An 8,162-nucleotide genomic window follows, 5' to 3' on the forward strand; every position below is an offset into this window, starting at 1 on the left:
GAGAGGGAAGTATGAAGAATAAATTCTTTTCAATGTTCGATTATCTTCTGATTCTTGTTGTTCTCACTCTCGTTTCACTTGGAGTTATGTTCATTTATTCTTCGAGCATTAACTCTGAAGGTGTGCGTGTAACAAACGAATATATCAAGCAGATTATCTGGGCTTCAATCGGATTTGTAATCATGATTGGAATGACAGTTTACGATTACCGAAGAACAGAGTCACTTTCTGTATATGGCTTTATTGGACTTTTACTGCTTTTAGTTTATACAAGAATTTTTGGCCGCTATGTAAACGGTGCAAAGAGCTGGATTGGAATTGGTGAGTTTGGTATTCAGCCTTCTGAGTTCGGAAAAGTTTTCTACATCCTTTATCTTGCCCGAGTTCTTGATGATACAGCAAACGGAGATCAGCTGAAGCGCTTCTTCCTGGCTACCGGAGTTCTGCTTCTTCCAATGGGCTTAATCCTTCTTCAGCCAGACTTAGGAACTGCTTCTGTATATCTTCCAATTTACTTTATCATGTGCTTTATTGCAGGCGTTCCAATCAGATACATTGGTTATGTTTTCCTGTTCGGTGTATTCACAATCTTCTTTGCAATCCTTCCGGTATGGAATGCAGAAATTGCAGTAAAACAGCTTGCAGTAATTTCGATTCTCACAAACTTTAAATTAAGAGCAATTTTGATTTTTGCCTTTGTCGTAATTACACTTTTGGGTTACGTAATCCGACGTTACCTTCATGGTCCGCGCTATATTCACTGGATCATTTACTTTACTTCGATTATTGCACTTGCTCTTATTTCCTCAATGGTTCTTGGTAAGGTATTAAAGGATTATCAGATTAAGCGTTTAATCATCTTTATGAATCCGAATAAGGATCCGCTTGGTGCAGGATGGAATATTATTCAGTCTAAGGTTGCCATTGGTGCCGGTGGTGTTATTGGTCAGGGATATCTGATGGGAACTCAGAGCCATTACCGCTTCCTGCCGCAGCAGAGTACAGACTTTATCTTCAGTATTCTTTCTGAAGAGTTCGGCTTCCTTGGCGGTATGCTCGTATTCTCACTTTATTTTATAATTCTTCTTAAGATTCTTTATATTATCCGTAAATGCGTAAATCGTTATGGTTCATACATCTGTGCAGGAATTTTTGGAATGTTCTCGTTCCACTTCTTTATTAACGTTGGAATGGTTATGGGTATCATGCCTATTACAGGTATTCCTTTGCAGTTCCTTTCTTATGGTGGTTCATCGCTTCTTACAGCAATGACTTGTATTGGTCTTGTAATGAATGTAAATTACCGTAAGGCAGAACTTAAATAAACTTCGATAATCAGATTATTCATTGCCAGCTTTTCTATACTCGTGCGGTGTGCAGTTGTATTTTGATTTAAATGCACGGACAAAGTATGAGATATTTTCAAAGCCGTTTTCAAGGGCAATCTGAGTAATTGCTTTTCGCGTTTGGAGCAGCTGTTCTGCGGCGGCTTCCAGACGGTAATCATTCAGATATTTTATAAAGCTTGTGCCCGTCTGATTTTTGAAAAAAGTCATAAAGCGGCTTTCAGAAAGAGACGTGATTTCGCTTACTTCTTCAATTGTGATTTTTTCTGCAAAGTGTTCTTTCATGTAAGAAAGGATTTTTTTGAGTCGCAGTGCATTTTCTTTTTCACGCTGATTTTGCGGACTGGACTTTTTATCATTCAGATTTTCGTTAAATAAAATGAAAAGGATTTCATAAAGCCTTGCTTTAATCATCATTTCATAGCCCGAGTATTCAGCATGTCTGTGTGCAATTAAATCACAAATTAGGGGAGTGAGCCTTTTACAAATAGGGGAGGCGGAGAATAAAAACAAATCTTTCATACAGTCGTTTTCTGAAAGCTGACTAAGGTAATTTCTAAAGCAGTGAGATTCCGGATTTTCTTCAAGAAGAGAAAGTGAAAAAATAATATTAAAATATTCTACAAAATCATTTTGTTTCTGATCGATGGAATGAATAGATCCCGGTGGAACAATAATTAAATCACCTTCCTTGCAGACATTCTTAAAGCCGTTTACAGAAAACATGCCCTGGCCTTTGTAAATATAAATCATTTCAAATTCGTCATGCCAGTGGAGCGGATATTTTTTCATCCAGTCTGGAATGCAAACATGATATACGCTGTACGGGAAAGTCTTTTTGCCGTGATTGATTGTCTGATGTATTCTCTCGCGTGTAGAAGCCATTATAATCCTTAAAACAGTAGTATTGTGTTAAAAACTAAGGTTTATTTAACAAGATTTTACACCAAAACAGTTGTATTCTGTCAATATCATGGATAAAGATTTTAAGATAAAACTAATTGAAATTGCACTTCCAGTAACGGTTCAGTGCCTTATGCAGTCTTCACTTTCGCTTATTGATCAGATTATGATCGGCTCTCTTGGAAGTGAATGTATAGCGGGAATCGGACTTGCCGGTAAATTTACTTCTCTGTTCAGCGTAACTGTTGCGGCTATTGTAACGGCAGCAGGTATTCTTATTTCCCAATACTTTGGAGCAAAGAACGAAAGGGGTGTAAGAGACAGTTTTTATCTGCCGATGTATCTTTCTCTTATCCTTGTTGTGTTCTTTTCTTTGCTATCTGTGTTTGTTCCGAATCAGGTAATGTCGCTTTATGCTAATGATAAAAATACAGTGGCAAAGGCAGCTTCTTATCTGATTTACCGAACTCCTGGATATTTAGCCTGTGTAATTACAATGTACATTTCAACTTTATTGCGAAATATGAACAGAGCAAAGCTTCCGGCTGTAGCTGGAATAATTGCAATCATCACAAATACAGTAATGAACTGGTTTTTAATTTATGGTATTTTGTTTTTCCCTCGTCTGGAAGAAGCTGGAGCGGCACTTGCTACGGTAATTTCACAATGTGTGGAAATGCTGATTGTATTAACACTGTTTATACGCGAAAAGAAAAAGCAGAATCTGTTTCTTAAACCAACCGTACTTTTTTCAAAAGAGTTTTATAAAAACGCATTTGCAATTTTAATGCCGATTCTTATTGGTGAATTCTTGTGGTCTCTTGGAGAAAATGTTTACGCTGTAATTTACGGACATCTTGGAACTGAAGCCTGTGCTGCAATGACTCTTATGTATCCGATCCAGGGAATTGCAATTGGTGCTTTGTGTGGTGTTTCAAGTGCTGCAGGAATCATTGTTGGAAATAGTCTTGGCGCAGATGATAATGATAAGGCTTATTCCCAGTCAATTGATTTTGTAAAACTGACAGTTGGCTCTGGTATTCTGATTGGAATTATTGTCTGTGCAATCAGTCCGCTATACGTAAAGCTTTTCAATGTAGCACCGGAAACAAGATTAATCACAATAAGAATCCTTATTGCCTTTGCAGTTGTATTTACGGCAAAAGTGTTTAATATGGTTATAGGCGGCGGAGTTCTTCAAAGTGGCGGTCAGACAAAGTTTATGACGCTTATTAATATTATTGGGCCATGGGCATTCGGAGTTCCTATGGGCTTCCTTGCGGCATATTATTTTAAGCTTTCAATCTGGTGGGTATATCTGATTTTATCTCTGGAAGAATATGTACGCTTAATCATAAGTGTATGGCTTTTGAAAAGCAAAAGGTGGATGAAGAATATTGCAGTGTAACGAATGTGAAAGGGGGATATACGTAAGCGTCTAATTAACACCCCCTACGAAAGCAAATAAATATGAACTACAATCTCCTCACAGCGAGGAGATTTTTTTATGATATTCCCAGTAAAACGAGTCAAAGAAGAATTAATTAATGAGTTTGCAGTTTCAAATATGGATATTGATAGTTTCAGCCAGATGCACAACATCCAGCCTGAAGCTCTGCGTTCATGGATCCATGAAAAGATTGAAAGAGCTAAGCTCGGACTTCCAGAAAATACAGAAGTTTTTCAGGCATCAGAGTTTGTCGAACTTGATATTCCAGCTTCATCCAAACACCGTATTTCTGTCGGAATAGACCGAAAAGAACTTATCACAGTCAGGGCAGGGGGAATAGAAATTGACATTCCTATAACTACAGAAGAAACAATACTATTCAAAATCTTCCAGACGGCAGCAAGTATATGAAGTTTGATTTTACTAACACTCGTATTTTTCTAAGACCAGGCACAACAAATATGAGAATCAGTAAAGAACGTATTATTCATGTGATTAGTGATATTATGAAACAGGATCCGTTTAGTGGAGCAGTATTCATGTTTTGCAATGGGCAGAGAAAACATCTGAAATTAGTCTGGTGGGATACAAACGGATTTTGGATTGCTCAAAAGATTTTGGAAAAAGGGCAGTGGCCGTGGCCGGACACAGCAGAAGAGGCAAAAGAAATAAAGATTGATGAAGTGATAATGCTTCTGAAAGGAATAGATTTCTTCTGTGCCTATGAAGCGATGAAGTTTGAGAGTATTGATTAATCTCAGTTTCTCTATAAATAATTGTAATATTTTGATATATTTGTATTGGTTATACGGATACTTATAACTATTGTTATGCCCACGGCTCACTGAGCCGGAAGAATTTTTAGTATTTAAAATTGTTGGACATACAAATTTTCTCCAAAAAAACAAAAGGAAGAATTGTATGTCCAAAAATGGAAGTCTCGGAAAAGCCAGGGATGCAAAAGAAGATGAGTTCTACACTCAGTTAAATGATATTTCCAACGAGCTTAAATATTATAAAGAACACTTCAAAGGTAAAACTGTACTGTGCAACTGCGATGACCCGCGGGTAAGCAATTTCTTTCATTATTTTTCTTACAATTTTGAAACGCTAGGTTTGAAAAAACTTATTACAACCTGCTACAAGAATCAGGAAAGAGATTTATTCAGTCAGAACAACAGCGAAAAAGCAATATCTCTTGAATATTGTGGTGAGAAAAATGGAAGCAAAGTTCCAACTGTTGAGGAAATCGGTATAAAAGAACTTCAAGGTTACGGAGATTTTCTTGCTTCGATATTTTCTAAGGATAAGGCTGTCGTTGAGGTGGCACACAGTTATCTTAAGGCTTATTCTATTGATACTCTTTTTGTTTCGTTTTTGTTCTGCTTTACCGGTTACTTTAATGGTTTTGTTAAAACCGGCTTTGTCATGGCACAGGGGATTATCGGCGCTTTCTGCGTGCGAATTCCTGTTTCCTATGCCATGAGCCGTTCATCAGATCCAAGTCTTTTTAGGATTGGTCTTGCAACACCATGCTCAACGCTGCTTCAGATTGTGCTTTGTGTGAGCATGTTTATAATTTCGCTACATGATTCCCATAAAGTGCTGCATGATAAGGCTTACCGCCGTGATGCCGATCCAGCAGCAGGCGCCGATAAGTAGAGGTTTGCCTCCTGTTTTTACGAGTTTGATAACGTTGCTGTTGAGGCCGATTGCTCCCATTGCCATTACGATAAAGAATTTACTTAGTTCTTTGAGAGGTGTAAAGATTTTCTGATTTGCTCCAAAGTGTAGTGCTATCGTAGTGATGAGGGATGCAATTATAAAGTAGAGTATGAACATGGGGAAGGCTCTTTTAAGGCTGAATCCCTGTGTTTCTCCTCCTTTTTGTTTTGCTTTTTTTGTTTGTATGAGTGAGAGTACGAGTGTTATGGGTATTATTGCGAGTGTTCTTGTGAGCTTTACGGTTACGGCTTTGTCCAGGGTCTGGCTTCCGAGGTTCCACATGCTGTCCCATGTTGAGGCTGCGGCTGTTACGGAAGAGGTGTCATTTACCGCTGTTCCTGCAAAGATGCCGAATGCTTCGCCTGATGTTGTGTCAAAGCCTATGAGTTTTCCGAGTGTAGGGAAGATGAGGGCTGCAAGTACGTTAAAGAAAAATATTACGGAAATTGACTGGGCGACTTCATCGTCGTCTGCGTCTACGACTGGTGCTGTTGCTGCGATTGCAGAGCCTCCGCAGATTGAAGATCCTACTCCAACGAGTATTGCTGTGTTTCCTTTTACTTTAAGGGCTTTGTGAAGTATCCAGGCGATAAGAAGTGAAGTCGTAATCGTGCAGATAATTATAGGTAGTGACTGCTGGCCGGTTTTTACTACGACCCCAAGATTCATTCCAAATCCAAGAAGTACGACTGCTGCCTGAAGGATCATTTTAGAAGTAAATTTTATTCCGTCCTGAGCTTTTCCTTTGTCGTTCCAGAACAGTGCTATTATCATTCCTGCGATTATTGCGATTACGGCTCCTCCTATTACGGGGAAGAGTTTTCCTAAAAACCAGGAAGGTACTGCGATTGCAAGGCAGATAAGAATTCCCGGTATGTTTTTCTTTATAAAGTCCATTGTCATAAACCTCCGTTTGCTTTACGGCGAGAGTATAGCATTATATTTTCAAAAGGTAAAATTATATATTATAATGTTATCATAATATATTCTTATGGTTTAGAGAGGCTTTTTGTGCTTGATTTTCGTGTCGATACTTTTCTTTGTGTCTGTCGTTTTATGAATTTTACTCATGCTGCACGTGAGCTTAATATTACACAGCCTGCAGTTTCGCAGCATATTAAGTATCTTGAAGATTTTTATTGCGTAAAGCTGTTTGAACAGGACGGTAAAAAGCTTTTGCTTACGGATGAAGGACGAATTTTGTGTGAAAAAATGATGCTTATAAGAAATGACGAAAAAAAGCTAAGGGACACTCTTTTAAAAAATCCCAGCTTGAAAAAAACGTTTCATTCGGAGTTACAATGACAATCGGAGAATATGTTGTTTCTTCTCCCGTAAGTCAGTATTTAAAAAAGCATCCGGAAGTAAATTTTAAAATTCATTTTTCAAATACACAGGATCTTCTTAAGTCTCTTGAAAACGGTGAAATTGATTTTGCCCTTGTTGAAGGTTATTTTCCGGAAAAGACTTTCGAAACCCTCGTTTATAAGACTGTAGATTTTGTTGCAGTCTGTTCAAGTAATCATGTATTTAAAAATAAGCCGCGTTTTTTAAGAGATCTTTTTGAAGAGCGCCTTATCATAAGGGAACCCGGTTCAGGTACGCGTAATATTCTGGAGAGGAATCTTGCCCTTCAGAATTATTCTGTAGAAAATTTTTCCCACTATATTCAGATAGAAAACATGCATTCTGTAATTCAGCTTCTGCTTGAAGACTGTGGTATTTCTTTTTTGTACAGAGCTGCTGTAGAAAAGGAACTTAAGGAAGGAAGTCTCATGCAAATCAGGCTGAAGGATTTTTCTATGAAGCATGATTTTACTTTTCTCTGGCAGAAGGACAGTGCCTTTGCCGGAGAAATAAAAATGCTTTGTTCTGAGCTTAAATCTTTTTTCTGTTGAGTTTCCAGAGTACAAGACATGTGAGGTATACAAAGACAAAAAATACCGGGAGTACGATAAATATACTTTTTAGTCCGAGTACAAAAAATCCGTACCAGTCGTATCCCTGTTCTATTAGTCCGCCTTTCGTGTGTATTATTACTGCGCAGACATAGTAGATTGAATATAAGACGAGGGGAATAAGGCCTGTAAAGCTTGTCTTAAACGAAAGCCGTTCAGATTTTTCAAAACCAAGAAAAACAATCAGTGCAAGTACAGGGTTAAAGAGATGCAGGAAAGAATTAACAGACGGTATTTATCAAATCTTTGCAGAAATAGATACATCATATACCGATGAAATAACCGGAAAAACGGTGTATAATAACATTCAGGTACATTCAGATTTACAGGCAATGAAAGAATTGTGTAAAAATTATTACAATTCAGAAATTGTTCCTATTTTGTTTGAGTATGAATTTTTGAAGTAAATCTATTGTACGCGGCAGTCGGTGCTGCCGCTAAAAGATATATTTTTGTAGTAACAAGGCATAACACATATAAGGCCCCAGCTTGTCAATAAGAATCCTCAAAAAATAATCACTTAAGGCTGTCTTTTTCAGGCAGTCTTCTTTTTTGAGAAAAATAGAGCTTCCGTTCAAAATAAAAAAGCAAAGCCTGAATCGCAATTCAGAAAAAGATTCCAGGAAAAGCGTCCTGAATCAAACACATATAGTCGGTCACGGCAAACCTGAAAAAACAGATTTCCGGCACGAAGAATTTCACCGGTACCCGTGCCAAGCCTGAAGCAAAAATAAGATGGTCATCATACGATGCCGATAGTTATATGGGCAGGTCAAGGCA

The 8,162-nt window shown here is 37.9% G+C and carries 9 protein-coding genes; 7 read left to right on the forward strand and 2 right to left on the reverse strand.

The genetic code is table 11. The features are described 5' to 3' along the window. Window positions 1-11: 11 nt before the first annotated feature. Window positions 12-1,325 (forward strand): rod shape-determining protein RodA, encoded by a 1,314-nt coding sequence (gene rodA / locus BM161_RS07170; RefSeq protein WP_074931317.1) that lies wholly within the window; start codon window positions 12-14, stop codon window positions 1,323-1,325. A gap of 15 nt (window positions 1,326-1,340) precedes the next feature. On the opposite strand, the gene BM161_RS07175 is transcribed toward rodA, so the two are convergent. After that, on the reverse strand, window positions 1,341-2,231 hold the full coding sequence (locus tag BM161_RS07175) for a helix-turn-helix transcriptional regulator (RefSeq protein ID WP_074931318.1): 891 nt from the start codon (window positions 2,229-2,231) through the stop codon (window positions 1,341-1,343). An 88-nt stretch (window positions 2,232-2,319) separates the two neighbouring features. Between BM161_RS07175 and BM161_RS07180 the strand changes: the two genes are divergently transcribed. The 4 genes from BM161_RS07180 (at window position 2,320) to BM161_RS14185 (ending at window position 5,361) form a co-directional block, all read left to right on the forward strand. Then, entirely contained in the window at window positions 2,320-3,657 is a 1,338-nt protein-coding gene (locus BM161_RS07180; RefSeq protein WP_083425711.1) for an MATE family efflux transporter, read from the forward strand. A 99-nt stretch (window positions 3,658-3,756) separates the two neighbouring features. Then, complete coding sequence (locus tag BM161_RS07185) at window positions 3,757-4,110, forward strand: hypothetical protein (protein ID WP_074931319.1); 354 nt, start codon at window positions 3,757-3,759, stop codon at window positions 4,108-4,110. Beyond that, the gene (tnpB, locus tag BM161_RS07190; protein WP_074931320.1) at window positions 4,107-4,454 is read left to right on the forward strand and encodes an IS66 family insertion sequence element accessory protein TnpB; all 348 of its coding nucleotides are present in this window, start codon (window positions 4,107-4,109) and stop codon (window positions 4,452-4,454) included. Before BM161_RS07185 ends, tnpB begins: the two co-directional genes overlap by 4 nt. Before the next feature lie 166 nt (window positions 4,455-4,620). Beyond that, complete coding sequence (locus BM161_RS14185) at window positions 4,621-5,361, forward strand: adenine-specific methyltransferase EcoRI family protein (RefSeq protein ID WP_083425712.1); 741 nt, start codon at window positions 4,621-4,623, stop codon at window positions 5,359-5,361. On the opposite strand, the gene BM161_RS07205 is transcribed toward BM161_RS14185, so the two are convergent. After that, window positions 5,284-6,321: a YeiH family protein gene (locus BM161_RS07205; RefSeq protein WP_074931321.1), complete on the reverse strand. Its 1,038-nt coding sequence runs from the start codon at window positions 6,319-6,321 to the stop codon at window positions 5,284-5,286. The two genes, BM161_RS14185 and BM161_RS07205, sit on opposite strands and share 78 nt — an antisense overlap. A 114-nt stretch (window positions 6,322-6,435) precedes the next feature. Between BM161_RS07205 and BM161_RS14465 the strand changes: the two genes are divergently transcribed. Both BM161_RS14465 and BM161_RS07210 read left to right on the forward strand, forming a co-directional pair. Then, the gene (locus BM161_RS14465; protein ID WP_218150243.1) at window positions 6,436-6,729 is read left to right on the forward strand and encodes a helix-turn-helix domain-containing protein; all 294 of its coding nucleotides are present in this window, start codon (window positions 6,436-6,438) and stop codon (window positions 6,727-6,729) included. Next, window positions 6,726-7,322 carry a LysR substrate-binding domain-containing protein gene (locus BM161_RS07210; RefSeq protein ID WP_218150244.1) on the forward strand — a complete coding sequence of 199 codons (597 nt, stop codon included), beginning with the start codon at window positions 6,726-6,728 and terminating at the stop codon, window positions 7,320-7,322. The genes BM161_RS14465 and BM161_RS07210 overlap by 4 nt, the downstream gene beginning before the upstream one ends. Window positions 7,323-8,162 lie beyond the last annotated feature (840 nt).

The organism is Treponema bryantii (genome assembly GCF_900113965.1).
GTDB lineage: Bacteria > Spirochaetota > Spirochaetia > Treponematales > Treponemataceae > Treponema_D > Treponema_D bryantii_A.

Excerpts from the sequence above, each read along its gene's own strand:
- rodA (WP_074931317.1), top strand. The coding sequence starts at position 12 with ATGAAGAATAAATTCTTTTCAATGTTCGATTATCTTCTGATTCTTGTT.
- BM161_RS07175 (WP_074931318.1), bottom strand. The coding sequence starts at position 2,231 with ATGGCTTCTACACGCGAGAGAATACATCAGACAATCAATCACGGCAAA.
- BM161_RS07180 (WP_083425711.1), top strand. The coding sequence starts at position 2,320 with ATGGATAAAGATTTTAAGATAAAACTAATTGAAATTGCACTTCCAGTA.
- BM161_RS07185 (WP_074931319.1), top strand. The coding sequence starts at position 3,757 with ATGATATTCCCAGTAAAACGAGTCAAAGAAGAATTAATTAATGAGTTT.
- tnpB (WP_074931320.1), top strand. The coding sequence starts at position 4,107 with ATGAAGTTTGATTTTACTAACACTCGTATTTTTCTAAGACCAGGCACA.
- BM161_RS14185 (WP_083425712.1), top strand. The coding sequence starts at position 4,621 with ATGTCCAAAAATGGAAGTCTCGGAAAAGCCAGGGATGCAAAAGAAGAT.
- BM161_RS07205 (WP_074931321.1), bottom strand. The coding sequence starts at position 6,321 with ATGGACTTTATAAAGAAAAACATACCGGGAATTCTTATCTGCCTTGCA.
- BM161_RS07210 (WP_218150244.1), top strand. The coding sequence starts at position 6,726 with ATGACAATCGGAGAATATGTTGTTTCTTCTCCCGTAAGTCAGTATTTA.